A 24,487-nucleotide genomic window follows, 5' to 3' on the forward strand; every position below is an offset into this window, starting at 1 on the left:
ACCCAGTGTCAAGGCTGGCGGCCGCGCTGGGTAACATGAGACACTATTGCCAGTCACTGACGGTGAAGGAGATCTCATGAGTGCCCTGGAGTGGCCTCAGCATCTTCTGACCTTCGACGACTGGACCGCACTTCCGGTGGACCGGAGGGCGCGGATCGAGGTCGTCGAAGGGGTTCCGTCCGTGTCGCCGCGTCCGATGTGGTTCCACCTGCGGTCAGTGACGCGGTTGGCCTTCTTGCTCGACGAGCAGCTCTGCCCGTCGATGAGCGCCGGAGCCGAGGCCGAGCTGGTCCTGGTCAAGAGCCCGCCGACGGTTCGGATTCCGGACGTCGTCGTCACGTCGGCCTCGGTCGCGGAGGCCAATCCCGCGCGGATCGCAGCGGCCGACGCACTGCTGGTGATCGAGGTGCTTTCCGAGAGCACCAAGCAAGTCGACCAGGTCACCAAGCATTTCGAATACGCCGAAGCCGGAATCGAGCACTACTGGATCGTCGACCTCGACCCACCAGTGAGCATGATCACCTACCGGCTCATCGACGGCGAGTACGAGAACTTCGGTGAGCATTCCGGCAGTGTCGTGCTCGACTTCGCGGGCACCTCGGTCAAGCTCGATCTCGACGCGCTCGTCGACCCTCGCGCGCAACGGTAGCCTGGATCCGAGGTCGTCCGACGGCGACCAGGGAACAGGGGTGGCCGGAATGATGCGCGGGGACGAGGAGTTCGCCGACTTCGTCCGGTCCTGTTCCGCGCGGCTCACGCACGCCGCATTCCTGCTCACCGGTGATCGGCACCAGGCCGAGGACGCCGCGCAGACCGCTTTCACCCGCACGTACGCCGCCTGGTCCCGGGTGGGCCGCAAGAACCCCTACGCGTACGCCCGCCGGGTGCTCGCCAACCACGTCATCGACACCTGGCGCCGTCCGATTCGCGAGTACGCCACCGAGGATGTGCCCGAACGCGAACGCGTGCCGGACATTTCGCACGTCGTCACCGATCGGGAGTGGCTCACCGACGCGCTGGGCAGGCTCACCGGGCGGGAGCGGGCCGTGGTGGTCCTCCGGCATTTCTTCGACTTGGCGGAACAGCAGGTGGCCGACGAGCTCGGCGTGTCCATCGGCACCGTGAAGAGCACGAATTCGCGTGCGCTCGCGAAGCTGCGCATCGACGGCGCCGCACTGGTGGGGAGGTGACCTCGTGAGCGACGAACTCGACCGGCTGCGCGCCGTGCTCCGTGAACCGCCTCCGGAGCCCTTCGCCGAACCTGACCTGGATCGGATCATGGCCGACGGTGGCCGGATGCGCCGTCGCCGCAAGCTCCTGACCTCGGGCGGCGTCGCGGTGGCCGTGATCGCCGTCGTGTTCGGTGCCGTCTGGCTGCGCAGCCCGGGGGTCCCGCCGCAACAGTCGATCCACGCGGCCGCGGCGCCACCGATGTCGTCCACCGCAACCGCGACTGTGGGCCAACCCCCGGCCCCGGCTCCGGCGGAGTCCGTCCCGGTCGGCGAGGTGATCGCCACCGGCACCTACTCCGACGGCGCCCAGCTCGTGTTCTACGCAGCGAAAATCGACGAGCCGGACAAGGTGCCGTCCGTCCAGTTCGGGGTGATGGCCGGCCTGGACGAGCCGAACGGCAGCCTGCGCCCGCTCTACCTCGCCAACGAAACCGACGGCGCGGACCGTTCGTTCGGCTTCCACGCCACCTCCGGCGGCCTGACCATCGCCGACACCTGGATCCCGGTGTACGGCTACTTCAGCGGACCAGCCGCCCGCATCGAGACCACAGTGGACGGTCGCGTGATCGCCGCACACACCGCCAGCTGGAGCGAGGACCCCGAGGTGGTCGTGTTCTGGTTCGACCAGGACGACGTACCGTCCGCGGACCGGGCGAGCCCGTTGGTCGCGTACTCCGCGGACGGCCGTCGTCTGACGAAGTGAGGTCAGGCCTCGGCCAGTACTTGCGCGACGACTTCGTGCGAGGGCAGGATCAGTGCGCGTTCGGCATCCGCGTCGACTTTGCCTTCCAGCAGGTCGACGAACCGGTCCAGCTGCGTCGCCAGCGGCTCTCGCGCCGTGACCAGCTCCGGGATCTCGATCACAGTCTGCTGCCGGTAACCCAGACCGTCCGGCGTCACCGAATCATGCGACACGTGCCGGTAAATCGTCACGTCGCGGCGGATCAGGTCGATCTCCACCATCCGGTCCAGTTCGGATACCACGAGCGAACGCACCTTGCGCTGTCCCAGCCGCGAAGCCGACACCGTGGCCAGCCCGGTCGGGAACGACAGCACGGTTTCGATCGTGTCCTCCGCACCGTCCACAGAGGATGGATGGAAGTACCCGGCTCCCGACGTCACCCGCGCCGGGGTGGCGCCGCCGAAGAACTGGATTGCCAGGTCGACGTCGTGCACCAGCAGGTCCCACGCGACGCCGGTCTTGATCCGCGGCGCGTACGGGCCGTGCCGCCGGGCCATCAGGTGTACCGGCTCGGTCACCAGCGCCCGCGCGGTCATCACCGCCGGGTTGTAGCGCTCCAGCAGCCCGCACATCAGCGGGACGTCCTTTTTCGCCGACAGCGCAACGATTTCCTGCGAGTACTCCAGGCTGTTGCACACCGGCTTCTCGACCAGCATTGCCTTGCCCTGGCCCAGAATTTCCTGCGCGAGGTCGTAGTGCACCTCGGTGGCCGACGCGAGCACCACAGCGTCCACATCGGACAGTGAGCCGATTTCCGGCGACCACTGCGTTTCGTACCGTTCGGCGACGGCGCGACCGGCGTCCTCGCGCGGGTCGATCACGCGGACCAGGTCGACCCGGTCGTTCTGCGACAGCACGCGGGCGTGCAGCGAACCCATGTTGCCCGTGCCGACGAGTGCGATGCGGTGTGTCATGCGCCCAGCACCTCACGCATGGCCGTGACGACCCGGTCGACGTCGGACTCGCTCAGATGCGGGTGGACCGGCAGCGACAGCGCCTGCGCGGCGACGTCACCGGCCACCGGGAAGTCCTCGACCCGCGCGTCCGGGATCAGCGGGTGCCCGCGGTAGCAGTCGTAGTCGAAGACGATCTTCGGGTAGTAGATCCCGTTGCCGACGCCCTTCTCCAGCAGCGCGGCGGACACCTCGTCACGCGAGAGCATCGCGTGCGGGCCGACGAGCACGGTGTACTGGTGCCACACGTGCTCGCGGCCGGGCAGCACCTGCGGCACGTCGAGGCCCGGCGTACCGGACAGCCCTTCGGACAGCCGTTTCGCGTTGGCCTGCCGCGCCGCGGTGAGCTGGTCGAGCTTCTCCAGCTGAGGGATGCCGACGGCGGCGTGCAGGTCGGTCATCCGGTAGTTGTGACCCGCCATCTCGTACTGGTACCGGGCGCGCATGCCCTGATTGCGCAGTACGCGAAGTTTGTCCGCGAGCTCGTCGTCGTCGGTGGTGATCACGCCACCTTCGGCGGTGGTGACGTTCTTCGTCGCGTACAGCGAGAAGCAGCCGATGCCGTACGACCCGGCCGGCTTGCCGTCGAAGGACGCGCCGACAGCCTGTGCGGAGTCCTCGATGATCCGCAGCCCGCGCTCGGCCGCGAAGGGCGCGAGCTTGCCCATGTCGGCCGTCTGGCCGTACAGGTGCACCGGCATCAGGACCTTCGTGCGGTCGGTGACCGCGGCGGCGACAGCGTCCGGGTCGAGCGCGAAGTCGTCGCGCCGGATGTCGGCGAACCGCACGGTGGCGCCCGCTTCGAGGATCGCGTTCAGCGTCGCGACGAAGGTGAACGGCGAGGTGACCACTTCGTCCCCCGGCTGCAGGTCCAGTGCCTGCAGCGACGCGACCAGTGCGGTCGTCCCGTTGTTCACGGCGATGGCGTGCTTCGTGCCCGCGACGTGCGCAAAGGCGTCCTCGAAGCGCTTGACCATCGGCCCCTGTGCGATGGCGCCGGATCGCAGCACCTCGACGACCAGGTCTTCCGCGTCACGGACGTCGACCACGGTAATGGGGATCATCGGCAGTCTCTCTCGGCTGGTGAGTTCGATGCGTCCGGTACAGTGCTCAGGCGCTCCGGCCGCGAGGCCGGAAGCCGCCGGTGCTGCGCCCGGACGCCCTGCGTGCACGCGGGCCACACGTTACCGGGCGCCGCCGCCAGCCCTTGACCCCAGGCCGTCCAGGCCGGACGCGACGAAACGGATGACCGACTGTGTCACCTGCGGCACCCAACCGGATCCACCCGACGGCAGTACTCGGCGAAGGCGTGGAGCTGGGCGAAGGCAACATCATCGGCCCGTACACGGTCATCCTCGGCCCGGCCCGCATCGGCAACCGCAACTGGATCGGCCCCCACGTGACGATCGGCACGCCAGGCGAAGACCGCGGCGGCCCGCACCCGGCAGCATGGGAGACCGCCCCGACCGGCGACCCGGCGCAGGACGGCCACGGGGTGGTGATCGGGGACCGCAACCGGATCCGGGAGTACACGAGTGTGCACCAGGGCACCTGGCGCACGACCACCCTCGGCGACGACGGCTATTACCTCCGCGGCAGCCACATCGCGCACGACTGCCTGGTCGGCTCGGGTGTCACGATTGCGTCGAACGTCATCACCGGTGGGCACTGCCACATCTGGGACGGCGCCAACATCGGCATGGGTGCGGTACTGCACCAGCGCGTGGTGGTCGGCCCAGGGGCGATGGTCGGGATGAGCTCGGCGGTGCGCCGCGAAGTGGGCGCTTTCACGATCGCGGTGGGCAACCCGGCCAGGGTGACCGGCGTCAACCTCGTGGGGCTGTCCCGCCGTGGTCTGGACGAATCCATGATCGAGGCGCTCTCGCCGTGGCTGAAGGGCAAGGGCGAGCTGCCGGACGACGGGCTGGCCGACCGGCTCCCGGGCGACCTCTCTACCGTGGTCAAGGCGTGGGACGCCCGCCCGCGCGAGGAACACTAGGAGCTGTGACTTATGTCGGATGTGTCCCCCAAGCTGCGTGAGGTCTTCGTCGAGGCGCTTGACCTCGACGGAGAGGTGGACGTCGAGAACCTCAAGTACCGCGACCTCGAGGCATGGGACTCGGTCGGGCACATGGCCCTGGTCGCCGCCATCGAGGACGAGTTCGACGTCGAGTTCGACACCGACCAGGTCATCGACATGTCGAGCTTCAAGGTCGCCGTCGACATGGTCACCGAGCTGAAGTCGAAGAATGACTGATCTGTCCGGACGCGTTGCGCTCGTCACCGGCGGAACCCGCGGGATCGGTCTCGCCACCGCGCGGGCGCTGGCCGAGGCCGGCGCCACGGTGGTGCTGACCGGCCGGGACGAGGCCAGGGCCAAGGAAGCGGCGGCCGCTGCCGGAGCCGCGTCCGGGCTCGCGCTCGACGTGACCGACGCCAAGGCGGTGTCCACGCTGGTCCGCGGCGTGGCGAAGGAGCACGGCAAGCTCGACATCGTGGTGGCGAACGCCGGGATCATGGAGGACGCGCTCCTCGGCATGATCAAAGAGGACGTCGTCGACACCACGCTGAGCACCAACGTCGCCGGCACGCTGCACACCGTCCAGGCGGCCGCCCGGGCGATGATGCGGAAGAAGACCGGTGCGATCGTGGTGCTGGCCAGCATCGTCGGCGAGTACGGCAGTGCAGGTCAGACGGTGTATGCGGCGTCGAAGGCGGCGGTGGCGAACATCGCGCGTTCGGCGGCGAAGGAACTCGGCCGGTCCGGGATCCGCGTGAATGCGGTCGCCCCCGGGGTGGTCGAGACGGATCTCACGGCGGGCCTTCCGGAAGACGCGAAAGCGGACAACGTGGCCCGCACACCGCTCGGCCGGCTGGGTACGCCCGAGGACGTGGCGAAGGTGATCCGGTTTCTGGTGAGCGACGAAGCGTCGTTCGTCACCGGTCAGGTGCTGGGCGTGGACGGCGGCTTGGTGCTGTGAAATGCACTCGCGAGCGCGAGGAGGTTCGGTGAATCTGGTGGCCGCAGGGTCCCGGCTGGTCGATGTGGCCGAGGGCCGCACGCTGGCGGGCGACGAGCTCACGGCGGAGATCGAGCGGTCCGCGGCCGCGCTGGCGGGGTTCCCCGCCGGGGTGCTGTTCGCGCGGATGTCGCTGGACCTGGAGAGCGTGCTGCGGTACCTCGGTGCCTTCGAGGCGGGCCGGGCGATCGCGCTGATCGATCCGGCGCTCGACGCGGACGTGCTCACCGGCCTCATCACCCGCTTCCGGCCCGCCGCCGTGCTGGCGGCCCCCGAAGCGGCCGCGCCGGAGGGCTACCGCGCCGAGAACGGGCACTGGGTACGCGAAACCGACGGCGTCGACCCGCATCCTGACCTCGCCGTTCTGCTGCCGACCAGCGGGTCCACCGGCAATCCGAAGCTCGTGCGGCTGTCGCGGCAGGGGCTCTTGGCCAACGCCGACGCGATCGCCCAGGTGCTGCAGATCGACGCCGGCGAGGTCGCTCCGACCTGTCTTCCGCTCCACTACAGCTACGGTCTATCAGTGCTGAATTCGCACCTTTCCCGTGGTGCGACAGTGGTAATCGAATCGTCCGGCGTGCTGGGTCGCGGATTCTGGGACGCTGTCAAGGAACACGGCGTGACTTCGCTGTCCGGCGTGCCCTATCACTACGAAATGCTGCGCCGGTTGAAGTTCGACCCGGCGAAATATCCGACCCTGCGCACCCTCACCCAGGCGGGTGGAAAGCTGCGGGACGAACTCGTCGCCGAGTTCAACGACAAAATGCTCGCCGTCGGCGGCCGGATGTATGTCATGTACGGGCAGACCGAGGCCTCCCCGCGCATGACCACGGTGCCCGCGGAACGGCTCGCGGACAAGATCGGCACGGCCGGTCCCGCGCTGCCCGGCGGCACGTTCGCCATCCGCCGCGACGACGGCGCCGAGACCACGCATCCCAAAATTGTCGGCGAGGTCCTCTACCGTGGACCCAACGTGATGATGGGCTATGCGGAGAGCGAGACCGGGCTGACCGCGGGCGACGAATGCGGCGGAATGCTGGCCACCGGGGATCTCGGGTACCTCGACGACGAGGGGTACCTGTACATCACCGGGCGGCTGAAGCGGATCGGCAAGGTGTTCGGCAACCGGGTCAGCCTTGACGACCTGGAGCAGGCGGTGCGGTCGGCCGCGGTGGGGATCGACGTGGTGGCCGCGGTCCCGGCCGGCGACAAGGTCGTGCTGTTCGCCGAGCTGCCCGAGGGCGAGGGCGCGAAGGCGATCTGCAAGGACGCGGCGCGGGCGCTCTCGGAGCGGCTGCACCTGCACACGAGCGGGTTCGACGTCCGCCCGATCGACACGGTGCCGCTGCTGGCCAGCGGAAAGATCGACTACCGGGCGCTGGAAGGACGGGTATGAGTGTGTTCACGCGCTCGCAGGCGCAACGGGAGGCGTCACTGCTCCCCGAACTGGCGGAGCTGACCGCGCACCACCGGGCGAACTCCGCCGGGTACGAGCGGATCCTCGCGTCGCTCGGTTTCGCGCCCGATGCGTCGTTCGGCGCGATCGCCGACCTGCCGTGGCTGCCCGTGCGCATGTTCAAGACGCACGACCTCAAGTCGATCCCGGACGCCGAGGTATTCAAAACTCTCACGTCGTCGGGCACCACCGGCGCGGGCGCGTCGCGGATCTACCTCGACAAGGACGCGGCGGGCGCGCAGACGAAGCAGCTCGGCGCCACGCTGCAGGAGGTGCTCGGCGCCGAGCGGCTGCCGATGCTGATGGTCGACACCATCGGGATCATCAAGAACCGCCGGTCGTTCTCGGCCCGCGGCGCCGGCGTGCTGGGGATGGCGAACTTCGGCCGCAAGCACACGTACGTGCTCGACGAGAACGACCAGCCGGACGTCGAGGCGGTCAAGAAGTTCCTCGCCGAGTACGGCGACCGCCCGTTCCTGATCTTCGGCTTCACATTCATGGTGTGGCAGTACCTGTACGAGGTCGCGCGCGAGCACAACCTGGACCTGTCGAACGGGATCCTCGTCCACTCCGGCGGCTGGAAGAAGCTGATCGACCGGGCCGTGGACAACAGTGAGTTCCGTCGCCGGTTCGCCGACGACACCGGGCTCACCCGGATCCACAACTACTACGGCATGATCGAGCAGATCGGCACCGTGTTCCTCGAAGGTCCGTCCGGGAATTCGCTGTACTGCCCCGATTTCGCCGACGTCGTGATCCGCGACCCGGAGACCTGGGCGGAGCAGTCGGTCGGCAAGCCGGGTGTCATCGAGGTGGTGAGCACGCTGCCGCGCTCGTACCCCGGGCACGTGCTGCTCACCGAGGATCTGGGCGTGTACAACGGAATCGACGACGGCGACTGGCCCGGCAAGCACTTTTCGGTGCTCGGGCGGCTGCCGAAGGCCGAGGCCCGCGGATGCTCGGACACGTTCACCGGAGCCGCCGCATGAGCGCGTTGGAACAGCGATTTCCGCTCGGTGCCTCGGTTTCCGTGGACGCTTTGCTCGCCGAGGTGCGTGAGGAACCGCCCGGCGGCCGCCTGACGGTCGGGGACCCGCGGGTGGTCGAGTTCGTCACCAAGTTCGCCCGCAAGCTGCTCGCCCCCGCGATGGCGCGGCGGTTCCCGGAGCTGACGTCACTGGGTTTCTTCCTGCGCAAGGGAGAGCTGACCAAGTCACTGTCCACTTTGGAAACAACCGGCGGCGCGCTGCGCTTCCCGCGCGGGCTCGTGTTCCACGTGCCACCGGCCAATGTGGACACCATTTTCGTGTACTCGTGGGCGCTGTCGGCGTTGGCGGGCAACAGCAACGTGGTGCGCGTGTCGTCGCGGTCGGCCGGCGCGGCCGAGGCCGTGCTGGAGGCGCTGAACGCGGCGCTCGACGACGTGTCGCCGGAAACCGCGGCCACGATCCACGCGACCCAGCGCATGGTCACCTACGACCGCAGCGACGAGGTCAGCGGTGCCCTTTCGCTGGCCGCCGACCTGCGGGTGATCTGGGGCGGCGACACCTCGGTGGCCGCGCTGCGGAAGTACCCGCTGGCGCCGCACGCCCGTGACCTCACGTTCCCGGACCGCTCGTCGTTCGCCGTCGCGTCGGTGCGCGGCTGGCAGGAAGCCACGCCGGAGCAGCGCCGCACGGCTGCCGAGGGCTTTTACAACGACTCGTACTGGTTCGACCAGGCCGCCTGCTCATCACCGCGCGCGGTGTTCTGGGTCGGCGATGCTTGCGGCGCGCAGACCGCAGGCGCGGAGTTCCGGCAGCTGCTTGCCGAAGTGCTGGTGGCAAAACAGCACGTCACCGAACCGGCGATGGCAGTGCAGAAACGCGTGTCGGCGTACGGCGCAGCGGTCGACGGGCTCGTGTCGTCGATCCGCTTCGACGGCAACGCCTTGGCCACGCTCGAGCTCGCCGACGCCACGGTGATGCCGCGCGAATGGCTTGGTGCGGGCACGTTCGCGAACGCGGCAGTGGCGTCGCTCGACGAGCTGGTGCCGATTGTGCAACGCAAAGACCAGACAGTGAGCCAATTCGGTTTCACCCGCGAAGAACTCACCGGATTCGTGACCGCACTCGCCGGACGCGGGGTGGACCGGATTGTGCCGTTCGGGTCGGCCCTCACGTTCGCCGGCGTGTGGGACGGTTACGATCTGCTCGCCGAGTTCAGTCGCCTGGTCACGGTGCAGGCTTGAGGAGCTGAGAGGCAGTGACGACCGTACGCACTTCGACGCCGGGTGACGACGCCCCATCGGCGGAGACCGCCCCGGCTACCGGGAAAACCCGCAAGTCCACCAAGGCGCGGGTGCTCGGCGTCGTGCGCTGGGTCGCCATTCTCCTGGTGATCGGCTTCGCGGCAAAGCAGCTGGCATCCAACTGGGACGAGTTCTGGCGCACGCTGAAGGACGTCGCGTGGCAGTCGTCGGTGCTCAGCCTGGTGGCGCTGGTGGCCTCGATCCTCGTGTCCACCTGGGGCTGGCAGGTCTTGGTCGACCACCTCGGCAAACCGATCGGCTACGCCCGCGGCGCGCAGATCTGCCTGGTCGGTTCCCTCGGCAAGTACGTGCCGGGCTCGGTGTGGGCGTACCTGCTGCAGATGGAACTGGGCCGCAAGGCAGGGCTGGCGAGAGCGCGGATTTTCACCGGGTCGCTGGTCCAGCTCGGTGTGAGCGTCGTGTCCGCGCTGGTCGTGTCGCTGCTCGCGGCCCCCGCAGTGTTCAGCAACAGCCCGCGCGCGATGTGGTTGTTCGTCCTGATCCCGGTCGGCCTCGCACTGCTGCACCCGCGCGTGCTGACCTGGGGTACCTCGCTGGTACTGAAGATCCTCCGCCGCCCACCGCTCGAGGAATCACTCGGCTGGGGCGTGGTGATCAAGGCCTTCGGTGCCTCGACGGGTGCGTGGGCGTTGCAGGGCGTGCACCTGTGGCTGCTGGCGAACTCGGTCGGTGCGCCGGGTTTCAACGGCTTCGTCCTGTGCGTCGGGGCGATGGCCGTAGCCATGACGGTCGGCACGTTCGCGTTCATCCTCCCGAGCGGTGTCGGCGTCCGCGAGGTCGCACAGGTCGCAGTTCTCACGGCCAGTGGTTTGACAGTCGGCCAGGCCACCGCGTTCGCAGTGGCGTCCCGGGTGATGTTCACGGTGGCAGACCTGCTCACGGCCGGTTTTGCCGCACTGGCGGCAAGAATGACCGCCCGCCGTCCGGTCACGGCCTGACGTTTTCTTCTTGACAGGCGAGGAGGCCGCCCGGATCGGGGCGGCCTCCTCGTTCTTCAGCTCACCAACCGGCAGGAATCAGGCGCGGCGGTTGCGTGGAGATCGGTGTTCCACCCGGAGCCGACACTGGTGCCGTTGCTGCCCACTGGAAGCCAGGAGCCGGTGTTGGCGGAGTACCGGTACCACCGAAGGATCGGGCCGTCCTGGCCACCCCACGGGCTGGGGCCGGTGGAGCCACGGCCGTACAGAATGTCGGCGCCGGGGGAGAAGATCCCGCTGAACATCTGCCATCCCGTGCCGACCTGCTTGTCCCGCTGCGTCCACTTCCCAGTGCCGAAGTCGTACTGGAAGCGGTAAAGGTCGCCGTTCGGCGTTCGAGCGAAGAGCACCCCGTCGCCTGCTGCGGTGATGGAGTCGAACTTCGTCCAGCCGGTATCGAGCACCTGGCCGACCCCGTTGACCCACCAGCCGGCCGCGTCGTCCCAGATGAACACGCGCAACTCGGCCTGGTCGTTGATCATGAAGATGCGTCCGGCCTGGTCGACCGTGATGCGATTCCGGAACTCCGGGGTCAGGTACCGCTCCCAGCCGTTGCCGACCTGGTTGCCGCCGGTCAGCTGTGTGCCATCCCATTTCCAGCGCTTGAGGATGCCGTCGCCGAACGGATCGTTCGCGTCGTACTTGCGGTGGACGTCCCACAGGACGCCGTCCTTGCCTGCGATCGGGCGGCCGAACCAGCCGGTACCGCTCGACGTGGTCGGTTCGGTCCAGCTCGGAGTGCCGCCCACCGGGTCGCGGTGGAGGTGCCGCCACAGGGTGCCGTCTGCCATGTCGTCCCAGATGACTGCGCCCTGAGGGCAGCTCACCGGAGTCGGGACGGTGTTCTGCCGGATCCAGCCGGTGAGATCGTCGGTTCTGGCGTCGGTGCTGCCTTCGCGCGTTTCGGTCACCGCGAGGCAGCCGTGTTGCCAGGATCGGCTGTTGATGGCCACCAGTTCGACGTGGTCGCCGACCTGGCGCAGGGCCGGGCCGCCTGCGTCGCCGAGGCAGGTGTCCGCGCTGCCGGTCACTGACACTTCCGTCGCGCTCACTGAGGCGACCGTGAACGCCGCGACGGACGGACGCGCGGGTACCCATTCCGTTGCGGTGCGGCCGAATCCGGCCAGCTGCAGGGTGTCTCCGTTCTTCGGCGCAGTACCGCTCACCGGGACCGTGGCAACGCCGTTGGCGGGCTTCTCGAGCTTTGCCAGCGCGACATCCCGGTCGCTCCGGCGGATCACCTTGGTCAGCTTCGTGGTGAAACCAGCCCCGTTGTCGACTGTTGGGTTCTCGGTCGGCGCGCCGGTGTCCGTCGCGGCAAGGCACGTGGCTGCGGTGATGACCCACGACGGGTCGATCAGCGCGGCCGAGCAGGCTTTGGTGGGTGTGGTGATCCGGGCGAGGTAACCGGCGGGCGAAGCGGTCCCGCCGGAAACGGCATGTGCCGGGCTTGCGACGAGCACGCCGCCGGTGAGCAGAACGCCGGACAGGGCAAGGATTCGTCTGTGCACAGCGGTTCCTCCTGCGGTCAGGCGCCGACGGTGAGCTGAAGCAACGTGGTGGGTGCGTTGTTCGGATTGGCCCCGATGCCGACCGGAGTACTGCCGTAACCGGCGACATCGACCGTCGAATGCTGACCGGCGTCAGTCGTGAGGTCGGCTTTCATCTTGTGTCCGGCACCCGAGGTCCGGCCGTCGCCCCGGATTTCGAAGACGGCGGGGAGGCGGAGTTCGAGATGCCCGGTCGAGCCCAGCACCTTGAAACAGACCAGACCGTCTTTTCCTACGTTTTCCGTGGAGCGGACTTCGAGTACGCCGACATTTCCTACCGGTGGGGTAGTGCAGTCTGCGAAAACAATATGGCCGTCTCCCGAGGTGAGGATGACGTGGTATTTCTGCTGGATCTCTGCGGCACCCGGATAGGAGTAATCCTCCACGAGTGGCGCCTGGCCGTCGGCGGCTGCGTGCGGTTTATCAGGCGCTGCTTGCGCGGTCCATAGGCCGAATGAAGCAATTGCGGCGGCCGCGCCGATGGCTCCCAAAGCCTTGATGTGCATGGCAATCCGTTCGATTGATGCGACAGCTCGTCCGCTTGGCTATCGACGCGAGCATCCGGATATTACCGATATCGAAGGTGATCAGTGTCACATGTCTTCCGGTTTGAAAGCATTGCTAGCGTGGTGCCGATCTTGCCTGTCGAACCATTTCCTTGCACTGCTCTTCACCTCGTTTCTTGTCACTACAAGACATTCACGAGAAGAGGGTCATGAAACCGGTCCGAAGAACGTGGAGATTACGGCGCAATGCGCTGATCACCGCTCTGGTGACGGCACTGACCATGCAGTTCGGTGTCCAGCCTGCCGTCGCTGCCCCGGCCCCGCAGGAAGCGTCGGCCAGTTCGGAGCTGACGCCACGGGCAAAGGTCCTGGTCCTCTGGCGAGACGCCGGGTCCCAGGTCAAAGCGGCCGCCGAACGGGCGCTGACCGGGTCCGATGCGGACGTCGATGCGTTACTGAAGGACCACCTCGACCGGCTGTCCACAGTGGACGATCGGATTGCCGTGGACCAGCTGCTCTCATCCGGCGGTCCGGCAGTGAAGAGTGCCGCTCAGCGGGCACTCGATGCCGCGGACACCGATCCGAATGCGTTGCGGGCGTTCTTGACCGTCGGCTGGAACACCGCGTCGACCACCGACCTGCGCATCCGCGTCGACCAGATCCTCGCCGCCGGCGGGCCTCAGGTGCGGAGGGCCGCGCAGACCGCACTGGACAACGGCAGTTCGGATGCGCTGCACGAATTCCTGACCACCGCGGCGCCGAAGGCCGAGGCGGTCGACCTCCGGATCCGGGTCAACCAGATCCTGGCCGCCGGTGGCAAGGAGGTGAAGGCCGCCGCGCAGGCCGCGCTCGACGACGGTTCGCCGAATGCGTTGCGGCTCTTCGTCGATCGCGAGTGGGAGGTCGCGGCCGCTCGCGACCAGGAGACCGACAGCATCCAGCAGCTGCTCGACCAGGCCAGGATCGCGGGTCTGCAGGCTGCGGAAAAGACGCAGGCAGCCAAGGATTCCGCAGGCCGGGCGCTGGAAGAAGCCGATAAAGCGCGGCAAGCCAGTGAGCTCGCGGAGAAAGCCGCGGAAGCGGCAAAGGACAATGCGGCCGGGGCAGCGGACGCCGCAAGCCGGGCAGCGACCGCAGCCGAGCGGGCCGCCCGTGCGGCGCAGGCAGCGATGGGCGCGGCCAATGCGGCGACGACTGCCGCGCGAATTGCCGCACGGGCAGCTTCGCGCGCCGCCGCTGCGGCAGCCAAGGCCGGGAATGCCTCGGCTGCGGCATGGAATGCGGCTGCTGCGGCGCGGGTAGACCGCGGCAAGGCTGGGGATGCAGCGACGGCGGCGAAGGACGCGGCGGCAGCGTCAGTCGATGCGAAGAAGGCTCAAGACGCGATCGACCAGGCCCGGGTTGCGCTGGGACACGCACGCGAAGCGGTTGACGCGGCAGCTTCAGCCGGGCAGAACGCGGATAAATCCGCTGCGGCGGCGAGGGAAGCGGTCCGGTGGGCGAAGAACGCCGGTGCGGACGCGCATCAGGCGGAGGTCGCGGCGGCAACCGCGGCGAGGGAAGCGGATCGGGCGAACAGATCGGCCGCCGCCGCCCGTGCGTTTGCCGACGAGGCGGACGCGGCAGCCGTACAGGCTCGCGATCTCGCGGGCCGAGCCGCGATCGACGCCGCACTGGCGGCTGCGGCGGCCGACGATGCCGCGCAACATGCAGGTGAAGCCGAACACGCCGCGCAGTTGGCGACGGACCACGCCAACGCGGCGACGGCGGCAGCGAAGATCGCCGGCGACGCGGCGGCGCAGGCGAAGCGGATCTATGACGCCGCTCGGAAGGCCGACGCCGATCGGCTTGCCATCCAAGCGGATCAGGCGACCGACGCGGCGCACCAGGCACTTGACGTACACGACCAGCTCGGCCTTACCCGTAAGTGGAACGCGGCGCAGGAAGCCCAGCGCGATGCCGAGACGAACCGGCTGATCGCCGAAGCGGCCGCGCCGGGAACCGATCCGGTCCTGGCCGTGACCGATGGCCGTAAGGCAGCTCTGCGGCTGTTCGCGATCGGCGGTCCATGGACCAAGTCGGCTGCCGAGGGTGCGCTTTCCGGGGCAGACTGTGAGGTCATCGAGTTCGTCCGCACCGGCATCACGCACGCCGCCGGGCTCGACGACCGCGAGACACTGCAGGAACTCATCGCCGACGCGGTACCGGCCATGAAAACGGCCGGACAAAAGGCGTTGGCGGGCACTGATGCCGACGTCAAGCAGTTCCTGGCGGCGCCGCATTACCCCGGCGAGGACACCGAATTCCGGATCAAGGTCGACCAGGTACTGGCCGCCGCACGCACTTCCGGCGACACCGTCGTCGTCTCCGAAGCGCAGAAAGCGCTCGACGCCGGAACCGTTGCCGCGTACCACCAATTCCTGGACAGCGGGCAGAACCTCGCCCGGGAGAAAGACGACCGGATCGCGCTGAACCAGCTGATCGCGAATCAGGTCACCGGACCGGAAACGCGGATGCTGGCCCAAGCTGCGTTGGCCGGTTCCCCGGATATCGTCCGGCAGTACCGTCTCGGCGGCCAATTTCTGGCGGCCCGGCATGACCGCGAATCCGCCGCGCACAACGCTGTTGTCGCCGGTCTGGTTTCGCAAACCACGTCGATTGCGGCGAAAGCTTCCGAAAATGCAGCGACGGCACAATCGGTCGCCGCGACGGCGCGACATGCCGCCCAGGAGGCCGAGGAATACGCCGGTCGCGCGCGTGGGTATGCCAAAGATGCCCTGACGTCAGCGAAGCAGGCAATCCAATCCGCAACGGACGCACAGGAATCGGCGCGGCAAGCCAACCAGTCCGCTGCACAGGCTGCGGATGCTGCTACTCGTGCCTCGCAAGCTGCTGTCCGGGCTTCGCAATCCGCCATCTCGGCCCGACATTCCGCCAACATTGCGACGCGCTACGCACAGAGCGCGATCACCGCGGCACACCAGGCATATCAGGACGCCATCGACGCCGGAAAGGACGCCAACGACGCGGTAGCAGCCGCGAATGACGCCCGGGACAAGGCGATAGCGAAGGCGAACCAGGAAATCGCCGACGCCAAGAAGAAGTTCGCCGACGATGTCAACAATGCCTGTAATGCGGTACCAGCAGGCCCCGCGCACGACGATTGTGTAGCCCGGGCTTCTCGGTTGGTGAACGACCCGAAGGGCGAGTCGGAGCGGAATGTCGCGGTCTGCAATCAGCTAAAGCAGTACAGCGAACAGACTTTCAACGACTGCCTGAAGGGCGCCTACAACCCGGCACTGACGTATCTGATCAACAAGGCAATCGCGGACGCAAAACAACAGGCCGAAGACGCCGATTCAGACCGCTGGTGGACGATCGCCGGCGCAATCGTGGCCGGGGTCATTGTGGTCGGCGCAGGAATCATCTGCGCTGAGGTATGCACGGCGCCTTTGGTGGGCGCACTGGCCGGAGCAGAAGCCGGATTCCTTGCCGAGGCAGCCGGTGCGGGCCTGGAAATCACCATCGGAGCAGACCTCCTGACGGGAGTGGCGAGTGATTCGCTACTGGCGTCGAGGTTGGGTGCGCTGAGCTCGGAGCAGTTCCTTCAGGGAATCGCGGTACGCAACACCCTGGGCGACCTGGCACGGAATTTCGTTCGCAACGCCGCAGCATCATGTGGGGCTCGCCCGGCGGTTGTAGACAGGGTTCCGTCGGCCGCAGGTACGTCGTTCTGCTTGCGGCCGGTTTTGTACGCGCGAGCTACCGCCGACCCCGAGGATCTCGGCAACCTGACGTTCCATTATCGAAACGCAATCGGGCGTTTGCGTAGTCCGGAGAAAAACATCGCGGTGGCAAAGGTGCCAGGCTACAGAGATCCGACCGGCTTCCTTCCGGATGGCTACATCGGAGCCATCAGCGGCGATGCCGGCCATTCGGAAAAGGTGATAATCGACACTCTGCATAAGGCGGGGATTGATCCGAAGCGTATCGAGCGGCTCTTTACCGAGCGTTCGCCTTGTGATGACTCGTGCGTCGCATTGCTTAACACGGAATTGAGCCCCGGAACAATAGTCGAGTATGCGGTCACCTATCTTAAGGATTTCGACACGGCGACCCTGGAGAACCTTCTCTTGGAGCGGGTCAGAGGGTGGTAAGGTCACCTCAAGTGGTTCGCTGTCGAGTTCTGTTACGGGCTGACCTGAAATCGAGGAAAGTGACGTGCCCGACCCCTTCGAGTTTGTCAAGAAGAGCCGACTGGACAATGAGCACGGTCTTCCTGTCCCGGCTCCTGCTGATGTCGTCGAGACCTGGATGCAGTTGGCCGAACTGGTTCGCTTCGAACTCGACCGAATCGGCTTGCCTGCATCGATCCAAACGAAAGATTCTCCGTGGGGCGACGAGCCGCCAGGGGTGTTGATCGAAGTGCACGAGATTGATCCATATGGCGTGATTGTCAAATGGCATCCACCCATCACGAGGTCGCCATCGTTCCGGGAGAAGTTGCGGGCGCAAGACTACGGAGATCCATTGTGGACGTACGTCGTCGAAGTGCGTCAAGTCATGGAGCAGGCCCTTTACCACATTCTCACCAGAGCCGGTTTCCGGATGTTCGTCGATACCGGCGAGCATGTGAGCCAGATCTTTCGGGTCATCGCCGAACCGTCACGGCAGTTGGAGTGACCCACGCCGGTTGAATTGTCCTAGCTGAGGTGAGTAGCGGATGGATTTCCCGGTGGTCGGCAGTCTCTTGCCTGCCACCGGGGCAGCTGGTCACCTCAGCGGTTCAGCTGATAAATCACCGCATCATCGTTGCGATAAACCTCATGCAGGAAAGGCTGCCCGGCCAAGTCGATCAATCCCTCGCCGGCATATGCGGGCTTCGGTGGGTCCGTCGGGCGGCCCAGGATCACCCAGTGGATGTTCAACCGCTCCACCGCCGCCCGCACGGCTGCATTCGTTTCGTACTCACGGAAATGCGCCGCCAGCAACACTGCATCCGACGGCGGGCTCGTTCCGTCGTCGTGCGCGGCGACAGTGCGGACCCCGCTCAGCGCATACGTCCACGGGGTTCCGTCATAGCGGTCGTTCATCGCCCACTGGCCGGGTTTTGCCAGTTTCCCCAGTTCCACCATGGCGCGTTCTTCGCCGGGCGTGATGTTCTGGTTGCGCGGATTCGGGGACCAGTAACCGTCCGCGATGCGGTCACCATTCGTTCGCGCGTAAAGGCCTTTCGTGACACCCACGAAAGCCAGCAGCACCACCGCAGCAAGGGCGGCAGGTGGAATACGCGACGGAAGGTGTTCACGTAGCCACGCGTGCAGTGACGCAATGCCGTGGCCCGCAATGAACGACAGCGGCACGATCGCCATCGAAATGAACCGGAACGGGTCGTCCCACCACGGACGCGCCAGCGCCATCACCAACGGTGCATTCGACGACGACACGGCCATGTAGAACAAGCCGCTGATCAACGCCGTCAAGCCGATCCAGCGCAGTGCGCCCAGCCTGCGGAAGAAGATAAAACCGGTGAGCAGCGCCGCGGACAGCCAAATCTGCGGATGCGGCTCGAAATGCTGGAAACCGAGCAGGGCGCCCAGCGCATTCGTCGCGCGCCATTCGCTCGGCCAGCCCAGGTACGGCAGCGAGCTGTTCGCCAGCCCCAGCGCGCCGAACAGCTGCAGCGACGCCACGAGCACCGACACCACCGCGATCGGCACCAGCGCCAGCAGGTCCCGTCCGATCGACCGCCACTGCTCGACCCAGCGTTGCACCAGCAGCGGCCCGGCGAACAGGATCGCGCCGAACAGTGTCGACGAGTGGATGCACAGCAGCCCGACCGCCGACACCATCAGCAGGAAACCCGTATCGGGTGCGACGCGGTCCAGGTAGCGGCGAAGCACCACCGCGGCCAGCGGCGTAAGCGCGAGGCCCAGCAGGAACGGGTACAGCGGCCCACGGTTCATCGACTCGTACAGGCCCATCACCGGCGCCGCCGACGCCAGCGCGACCGAGCCGGCCAGCACGGCGCGCCCGCGGAACGCGCGCACCATCACCACGAGCGACAGCGCCAGCAGTCCCGGCAGCAGCGCGGTGTTGACGTCGAGGATGAGCGGGATCGAGCCACCGCTGAGCGTGTACTGCACGGCTGCCAGCAGGTGGTACGCGTTGGGGTAGAAGGGCGGCGAGCCGTCGCCGTACCAGTTCACCGTGCCTGTGCCGAAGAGGCTGCCGTCGCCGGTGGAAGCGATGTAGCGGACACCGTTGGCCGCGTACGGCGCGTCGCCGCCCTGCGCGATCGCGCCGAGGTGACCCATGCCGCGTACGGCCGCGTAGAAGCCGATGACCGTCGCAAGCACAAGGCACGCGCCTACCGCCCAGTGCGCCCGCGGAGCCCACACGCGCGGCTCCGGTTCCGGCTGCCACCGCCGTACCGTGAAGCGCCGGAGCGCGAACGCGACGGCGGCGAAGATCACCGTGGTCAGCGCATACGTCCAGGCGTTGAACGGCAGCCCGACCGCGGACGCCCACGGCCCGGCGAGGCCGCCGATCGCGTAGCTCACCAGCGGCGTGAGACCGGCCAGCAGCCACCCGCGCAGCCCGGCGGCGGCGCCGGTGATCAGCCCGGGAATCCCGAGTACGAGCAGGCAACAGGCGATGCTCGCCACAACGGACAGCAATGTGGGTTCGCTCGGCACAGTCTTCCTCAGCTGGTGGTGGATCCGCCTGCCCCCGGGTAGCGGATCGGAATCGAAGCCCACATTAGCGGGCCGCATATACACTCGAACGGCTTATGTCCGGGAAGCAGCGCAGCGCGCTTGACTGGAACCGGTGAGCAGCCGTCGGCCAGGGGGTCGGCCGGACGGGTGAGGGGCGCGGGAGGCAGGGGGTCGCGTGGTCTACGCGGTCGCAGGGGGATGGCTGGTGCTGGCTGCGCTGGTCGTCGCGACGTGGCGGCAGATCGCGCAGCACCGCGGATGGCGCGGGTGCGTCCTCGTGCTCGTCCTGGCTTTTTCGGTGCTCCACCAGCTGATGTTCGCCACCGAAACCGAGGACGCGTTCGTCAGCTTCCGGTACGCGCAGAACATCGCCGACGGCAACGGCCCGGTGTTCAATCCCGGTGACCGCAGCGAGGGGTACGGGAACTTCCTCTGGCTCGTGGTGATCGCGTTGCCGCGGGCGGCGTTCGGGGCCGAGGTGCCCGCGACGGCGGTCACGTTCGGGGTCATCGCCGTGCTGGGGTGCGTGGTGGTCGCGTACCTCCTCGCAAACCGGATCACCGCGCTCGCGCTGCCGGAAGGCGCCGAGCCGCGGCCGGCGGTCGGGATCGCGGCCGCGCTGCTCACCGCGGGCGCGAACGGTCTCGCCGTGTACGGGCCGTCGGGCACCGAGATGCCGATGTTCGCGTTGCTGGTCCTGTCTGTGGTGTACGCGCTGGTCGCGCGCCGTCCGCTGGTTGCCGGGGTGCTGGTGGCGGGCGCGGTGATGACGCGTCCGGAAGGCCTGGTGCTCGCTGTCCTGGGCGGGTTGTGGCTGGTTTCCGCTGCGATGCGGCGACGGCACAACTGGTGGGCGCCGGTCGGGTTCGCGCTGGGTGCGCTCGTGTTCCTGGTCCCGTGGGCGGCCTGGCGGGCCACCTACTACCAGCATTTCCTGCCCGGCACGGCGCCCGCACCCGGACTGGATTGGCCGTACCTGGGCAGCTTTGCCTTGGCGCACTTGGGTTTCCTGATCCCCGCAGCCGCGGCGGCCGGGGTGTTGATGATCATCCGGAGTCATGCGACCGAAGCCCGGTCTGCTATTTGGCTACTCTTTGCGCTCGCGCTATGTCATACTGTGTTCGTACTGATGTTCGAACAAGATGTGGATTCAGCTTGGCGGCTCCTCGCTCCCGTGCCGCCGGTGTTGGCGGTTGCCGCAGTGGGTGCGTACGGAGTCCTCGCCGCCGTACGTCCCTCGCCAAGGCCGCGCACGGTTTCGCGGACGGTGCCGGCCGCTGCAGCCGTACTCACCGGCGTGGCGGTTGCGGTCTCGGTGCTGAGCCCGGACCTGCTGGCGCGCGTCCGCGGGTGGAATGCGCAAGGCGCCCAGCTGGCCGAGATCGGCGACTGGCTGGCGCGCTACCTGCCACCGGGCTCGGTCGTGAGCGCCGGTTCGCCGGGGCTGCTCGCGAGCCGCGCCGGGACGCAGGTGCTGGTGGTCGGCCCGGACGCGGAACGGTCGACGCTGGCCGTCCCCGGCCGGTCGGGCTACGTCCAGCACCAGGACTGCACCGACGACCAGCCGGCGTGGTACCGCGTAGCGACATTCCAGCGCGCGGGCACGCCGTACTGGATCTCGGTGTACCCGAGGGCCGAGGACGCGAGCCGGTTGGTCGAGGAGCTGGACCGGGCGCCGGACTTCCGGTACGTGTCGTGCCCGTGAGTCGCTGACCTGCGGGGGAGCTGGGTGGCGCCGGAAGGGGACTTCTGGAGGGAAGGTGGTTGCCGGGAGAGGCAACGGATGCCGAAGAGTGTTGCGGACCGGCGCAACCGGGCGGGAGCCCGACGGATCGGTGACGGCGATGCGTCTGGGGCGGGAGCGTCGCGGCTGCGGTGTGGTGGTGGCTGACGCTGTCGCGATGGTGGCTGAGCCGATGCGTCTGGGGTGAGAGCGTCGCGGCTGCGGTGTGGTGGTGGCTGAGGCTGTTGCGACGGTGGCTGAGTCGATGCGTCTGGGGCGGGGCTGTCGAGGCTGCGGTCGTGGCCGAGCGGTCGAACCATGGCCGAGCCGACGCGAGCGGCGGTGCAACAGCGACCGTGGTCCAGCCGGACCGCCGTCGACGCCGGGGCGATGCTGCCCGAGCAAGGCTGGGCTGGCGTGACCGGAGCGCGGAGCAACCGCAGCTCAGCAGCCCCACCGCGGCAACTGTGGCCCATCCGACGCGTCGATCACGGCGGCGAGAACCTACGGTTCCGTAACCTGGACTGCATGGCTGACCTCGTGTACCCGCCCGTGCTGGTTGCTGCACAGCTGATGTTCCGGTTGCTCGGCAATCGCATCCGGATTTCCGGGGCGGAGTACGTGCCGGAGAGTGGTGGTGCGGTGCTTGCCTGCACGCACGTCAGCTACCTGGACTTCATCTACTGCGGCCTCGGTGCGCGGCCGTCGAAGCGGCTCGTGCGGTTCATGGCCAAGCACGAGATCTTCGGCAACCGCATCGCCGGTCCGTTGATGCGTGGCATGCATCACATCCCGGTGGACCGCTCCGCTGGGCAAGCCTCCTACGACCAGGCCGTGGACCGTCTGCGTGCGGGCGAGGTGGTGGGCGTCTTCCCGGAGGCGACGATCAGCCGGTCGTTCACCGTGAAAGAGATCAAGACCGGGGCGGTCCGGATGGCTGCCGAGGCGGGCGTGCCGGTGGTCCCGATGGCGTTGTGGGGTACGCAGCGGCTGTGGACGAAAGGCCGTCCCAAGGACCTCACCCGCAGGCATGTGCCCATTTCCGTCGTGCTCGGCGAGCCGATGACACCCGGCCCGGACGACGCCTGTGAGGTCCGCACCAAGGACCTCCGTGCCCGCATGTCCGCGCTGCTCGACCAAGCGCAGGCCGAGTACCCCGAGACGCCCGCCGACGACGAGCGCTGGTGGCTGCCCGCTCACCTCGGCGGCACCGCGCCTACCCCGGAGGAAGCCGCCGCACTGGACCGCCCCTGAGCAGTCCCCCGGCCCAAAACCACCCCAATGTGGCATTGGGTGCATCTGACGCAACCAATGTGGCATTGGGTGCGTCAGATGCAACCAATGTGGCATTGGGGTGGTTTGGGCTCTGACGGGCGCGGGTCAGAACCAGCGCTCCAATACCTGCGCCACCCCGTCCTCCGACGCCGGTCCCGTCACCTCGTCCGCTACCGCCAACGCGGCCCGGTGTCCGTTGGCCATTGCGACGCCGTGGCCCGCCCACTGGAGCATCTCGACGTCGTTCGGCATGTCGCCGAAGGCGATCACCGATTCCGCCGGCACGGAGAAGCGGGCGGCGACGTCGGCGAGGCCGGTCGCCTTCGTGATGCCGGGTGCGGCCAGTTCGATCAGGCCGCCCGAAGACGAGTACGTGATGTCCACCGCACCGTCGAGGACCGCGCGCGCCGCCTCCGCCATTTCCTCCGACGTCATGCCACGGCGGCTGATGAGCAGCTTGATCGCCGTTTTACCCAGCACCTCGGCGCGCATCGCGGTGCGGCCCTCGCCGTCTCCCCACGGGTTGTGGTACTCCGGCTCGATCACGAAATTGCGCAGGTCATGGTCGACCGCTCCGGTGCCGATCCGCTCGGCGGCCAACCGGCATCCGGGCAGCGCCTTCTCGAGGGCGCCGGCCAGGTCGTGCAGCAGCTTCGGGTCGAGTTCGCCGTGCACTGCGACCACCGAATCCTTGCCGATGTCGAGCAGCACCGCACCGTTTGCGCACACCGCGTAACCCGTCAGACGCAGTGGACCGGCGATCGGCGCGATCCAGCGCGGCGGGCGGCCGGTGCACAGCACGAACGGGACGTCGTCGTCGATGACGCGCCGGACCACCGCGACCGTGCGCGGGGTCACCGCCTCGCTGGGACCGAGCAGGGTGCCGTCGACATCGGATGCGACCAACCGGGGTTTCTCCACGTGCCCCATTCTCCCGGGCGCTGCCCGTTCGAGCGAATGTCTGTGGCGGGCGCTACCGTCGGCCTCGTGCGAGCAGGCATCGTGATCCTTCCCGAAGATCGTTGGTGGGCGGCCGAACCCAAGTGGCGGGCGGCCGAGGAATACGGCTTCGACCACGCGTGGACCTACGACCACCTCGGCTGGCGGTCACTGGTCGACGGCCCGTGGTTCTCCGCCGTGCCCACGCTCACCGCGGCCGCCATGGTCACGTCCACCATCCGCCTCGGCACCTTCGTGGCGTCGCCGGTCGCGCGGCATCCGGTGCCGTTCGCGCGCGAGCTGATCACTCTCGACGACGTGTCCGACGGCCGGTTCGTGCTCGGCGTCGGCGCCGGCGTCGACAGCTCGAATTACGACGCGAAGGTTGTCGCTGCGCCCGACCTCACGCCGCGGCAGCGCGCAGACCGGTTCACCGAGTTCGTCGAGGCCCTCGACGGGCTGCTGATGACCGACGGATTCGACTTCTCCGGCGAGTACTACACCGCCCGCGGTGCGCGGAACCTGCCCGGCACCGTGCAGCGGCCGCGGCTGCCGTTCGTAGTTGCCGCGAACGGACCGCGCACCATGACGCTGGCCGCGCGGTTCGGCGCCGGCTGGGTCACCACCGGCCGCGGCGGCGCCAGCACCGACGAATGGTGGACCGGCATTGCCGAACTCGTCCGCACCTTCGACCAGCGCCTGGCCGAGGCGGGGCGGGAACCGGCGAGCATCCAGCGCTACCTCAGCCTCGACGCCGCCCCGGTGTTCTCGCTCAGCAGCGTCGCCGCGTTCCGCGAAGCCACCGATCGGGCACGTGAGCTCGGATTCACCGACGTCATCACCCACTGGCCGCGTTCGAGCGGGCCGTACGAGGGGCACGAGTCGGTGCTGGAGAAGGTCGTCGACGAGGTTTTGCCGGGTCTCAAGGCCGAACAGGCCGAATAACTACTCCATTCGGGTGGCCTCGAACCCGCCGGGAAACCAGACCGGGGGACCAGGCGTCTGGGCAGGTGAGAAGAGGGGGAACGGCCCGGCGGGGAGGTCGTCTTCTCGAGCAGTGGGCACCCTCCGGGGTGCCGGGGAC

General features: G+C 67.9%; 21 protein-coding genes and 1 pseudogene. 16 read left to right on the forward strand and 6 right to left on the reverse strand.

What is annotated here, in order from left to right:
• The first annotated feature begins 76 nt into the window (after positions 1-76).
• From OO71_RS23925 to OO71_RS23935, 3 genes are read left to right on the forward strand one after another with little or no spacing between them, the layout of a single operon-like run.
• Positions 77-649 carry a Uma2 family endonuclease gene (locus OO71_RS23925; protein ID WP_033292107.1) on the forward strand — a complete coding sequence of 191 codons (573 nt, stop codon included), beginning with the start codon at positions 77-79 and terminating at the stop codon, positions 647-649.
• 49 nt (positions 650-698) lie between these two features.
• Positions 699-1,190 carry a SigE family RNA polymerase sigma factor gene (locus OO71_RS23930; RefSeq protein ID WP_033292179.1) on the forward strand — a complete coding sequence of 164 codons (492 nt, stop codon included), beginning with the start codon at positions 699-701 and terminating at the stop codon, positions 1,188-1,190.
• 4 nt (positions 1,191-1,194) lie between these two features.
• Positions 1,195-1,935, forward strand: coding sequence for a hypothetical protein (locus OO71_RS23935; protein ID WP_033292108.1), 741 nt, complete (start codon positions 1,195-1,197; stop codon positions 1,933-1,935).
• Between the two features lie 2 nt (positions 1,936-1,937).
• On the opposite strand, the gene OO71_RS23940 is transcribed toward OO71_RS23935, so the two are convergent.
• Entirely contained in the window at positions 1,938-2,888 is a 951-nt protein-coding gene (locus tag OO71_RS23940) for a Gfo/Idh/MocA family protein (protein ID WP_033292109.1), read from the reverse strand.
• A complete protein-coding gene (locus tag OO71_RS23945; protein WP_033292110.1) occupies positions 2,885-3,991 on the reverse strand; it encodes a DegT/DnrJ/EryC1/StrS family aminotransferase in 1,107 nt (368 codons plus the stop codon). Before OO71_RS23945 ends, OO71_RS23940 begins: the two co-directional genes overlap by 4 nt.
• Before the next feature lie 191 nt (positions 3,992-4,182).
• Between OO71_RS23945 and OO71_RS23950 the strand changes: the two genes are divergently transcribed.
• From OO71_RS23950 to OO71_RS23980, 7 genes are read left to right on the forward strand one after another with little or no spacing between them, the layout of a single operon-like run.
• Positions 4,183-4,926 (forward strand): acyl-ACP--UDP-N-acetylglucosamine O-acyltransferase family protein, encoded by a 744-nt coding sequence (locus tag OO71_RS23950; protein WP_033292111.1) that lies wholly within the window; start codon positions 4,183-4,185, stop codon positions 4,924-4,926.
• A 12-nt stretch (positions 4,927-4,938) separates the two neighbouring features.
• On the forward strand, positions 4,939-5,184 hold the full coding sequence (locus OO71_RS23955; protein WP_033292112.1) for an acyl carrier protein: 246 nt from the start codon (positions 4,939-4,941) through the stop codon (positions 5,182-5,184).
• A complete protein-coding gene (locus OO71_RS23960) occupies positions 5,177-5,908 on the forward strand; it encodes an SDR family NAD(P)-dependent oxidoreductase (RefSeq protein ID WP_033292113.1) in 732 nt (243 codons plus the stop codon). Before OO71_RS23955 ends, OO71_RS23960 begins: the two co-directional genes overlap by 8 nt.
• A gap of 28 nt (positions 5,909-5,936) precedes the next feature.
• Positions 5,937-7,343, forward strand: a complete 1,407-nt coding sequence (locus OO71_RS23965) for an AMP-binding protein (protein WP_033292114.1) — start codon at positions 5,937-5,939, stop codon at positions 7,341-7,343.
• Positions 7,340-8,392, forward strand: a complete 1,053-nt coding sequence (locus OO71_RS23970; RefSeq protein WP_033292115.1) for a LuxE/PaaK family acyltransferase — start codon at positions 7,340-7,342, stop codon at positions 8,390-8,392. The genes OO71_RS23965 and OO71_RS23970 overlap by 4 nt, the downstream gene beginning before the upstream one ends.
• Positions 8,389-9,633, forward strand: a complete 1,245-nt coding sequence (locus OO71_RS23975) for an acyl-CoA reductase (protein ID WP_033292116.1) — start codon at positions 8,389-8,391, stop codon at positions 9,631-9,633. The genes OO71_RS23970 and OO71_RS23975 overlap by 4 nt, the downstream gene beginning before the upstream one ends.
• A 14-nt stretch (positions 9,634-9,647) precedes the next feature.
• Positions 9,648-10,652, forward strand: coding sequence for a lysylphosphatidylglycerol synthase transmembrane domain-containing protein (locus OO71_RS23980; protein ID WP_033292117.1), 1,005 nt, complete (start codon positions 9,648-9,650; stop codon positions 10,650-10,652).
• A gap of 56 nt (positions 10,653-10,708) precedes the next feature.
• Here OO71_RS23980 and OO71_RS23985 read toward each other — a convergent pair whose 3' ends face one another.
• Both OO71_RS23985 and OO71_RS23990 read right to left on the reverse strand, forming a co-directional pair.
• Positions 10,709-12,202 (reverse strand): tachylectin-related carbohydrate-binding protein, encoded by a 1,494-nt coding sequence (locus tag OO71_RS23985; protein ID WP_051792022.1) that lies wholly within the window; start codon positions 12,200-12,202, stop codon positions 10,709-10,711.
• A 17-nt stretch (positions 12,203-12,219) separates the two neighbouring features.
• Positions 12,220-12,747 carry a hypothetical protein gene (locus OO71_RS23990; RefSeq protein WP_051792024.1) on the reverse strand — a complete coding sequence of 176 codons (528 nt, stop codon included), beginning with the start codon at positions 12,745-12,747 and terminating at the stop codon, positions 12,220-12,222.
• A 281-nt stretch (positions 12,748-13,028) separates the two neighbouring features.
• Here OO71_RS23990 and OO71_RS53380 point away from each other — a divergent pair.
• The 3 genes and pseudogenes from OO71_RS53380 to OO71_RS24000 all read left to right on the forward strand — a co-directional run.
• Positions 13,029-13,187: pseudogene (locus OO71_RS53380) on the forward strand (hypothetical protein); the annotation flags it as partial.
• A gap of 63 nt (positions 13,188-13,250) precedes the next feature.
• A complete protein-coding gene (locus tag OO71_RS23995; RefSeq protein WP_245633762.1) occupies positions 13,251-16,904 on the forward strand; it encodes a nucleic acid/nucleotide deaminase domain-containing protein in 3,654 nt (1,217 codons plus the stop codon).
• A 64-nt stretch (positions 16,905-16,968) separates the two neighbouring features.
• Positions 16,969-17,430 carry a hypothetical protein gene (locus OO71_RS24000; RefSeq protein ID WP_033292119.1) on the forward strand — a complete coding sequence of 154 codons (462 nt, stop codon included), beginning with the start codon at positions 16,969-16,971 and terminating at the stop codon, positions 17,428-17,430.
• Between the two features lie 95 nt (positions 17,431-17,525).
• Here OO71_RS24000 and OO71_RS24005 read toward each other — a convergent pair whose 3' ends face one another.
• A complete protein-coding gene (locus OO71_RS24005; RefSeq protein WP_033292120.1) occupies positions 17,526-19,445 on the reverse strand; it encodes a DUF6541 family protein in 1,920 nt (639 codons plus the stop codon).
• 196 nt (positions 19,446-19,641) lie between these two features.
• Between OO71_RS24005 and OO71_RS24010 the strand changes: the two genes are divergently transcribed.
• Together OO71_RS24010 and OO71_RS24015 are read left to right on the forward strand one after the other, a co-directional pair.
• Positions 19,642-21,171, forward strand: coding sequence for a hypothetical protein (locus OO71_RS24010; protein ID WP_033292121.1), 1,530 nt, complete (start codon positions 19,642-19,644; stop codon positions 21,169-21,171).
• A gap of 546 nt (positions 21,172-21,717) precedes the next feature.
• On the forward strand, positions 21,718-22,443 hold the full coding sequence (locus tag OO71_RS24015) for a lysophospholipid acyltransferase family protein (protein ID WP_033292182.1): 726 nt from the start codon (positions 21,718-21,720) through the stop codon (positions 22,441-22,443).
• 126 nt (positions 22,444-22,569) lie between these two features.
• Here OO71_RS24015 and OO71_RS24020 read toward each other — a convergent pair whose 3' ends face one another.
• Positions 22,570-23,394, reverse strand: coding sequence for an HAD family hydrolase (locus OO71_RS24020; protein ID WP_211260591.1), 825 nt, complete (start codon positions 23,392-23,394; stop codon positions 22,570-22,572).
• A gap of 57 nt (positions 23,395-23,451) precedes the next feature.
• Here OO71_RS24020 and OO71_RS24025 point away from each other — a divergent pair, with 57 nt between their 5' ends.
• Positions 23,452-24,348, forward strand: coding sequence for an LLM class flavin-dependent oxidoreductase (locus OO71_RS24025; RefSeq protein ID WP_033292184.1), 897 nt, complete (start codon positions 23,452-23,454; stop codon positions 24,346-24,348).
• The last annotated feature ends 139 nt before the right edge of the window (positions 24,349-24,487 follow it).

The sequence above is a fragment of the Amycolatopsis jejuensis genome, assembly GCF_000717335.1.
GTDB lineage: Bacteria > Actinomycetota > Actinomycetes > Mycobacteriales > Pseudonocardiaceae > Amycolatopsis > Amycolatopsis jejuensis.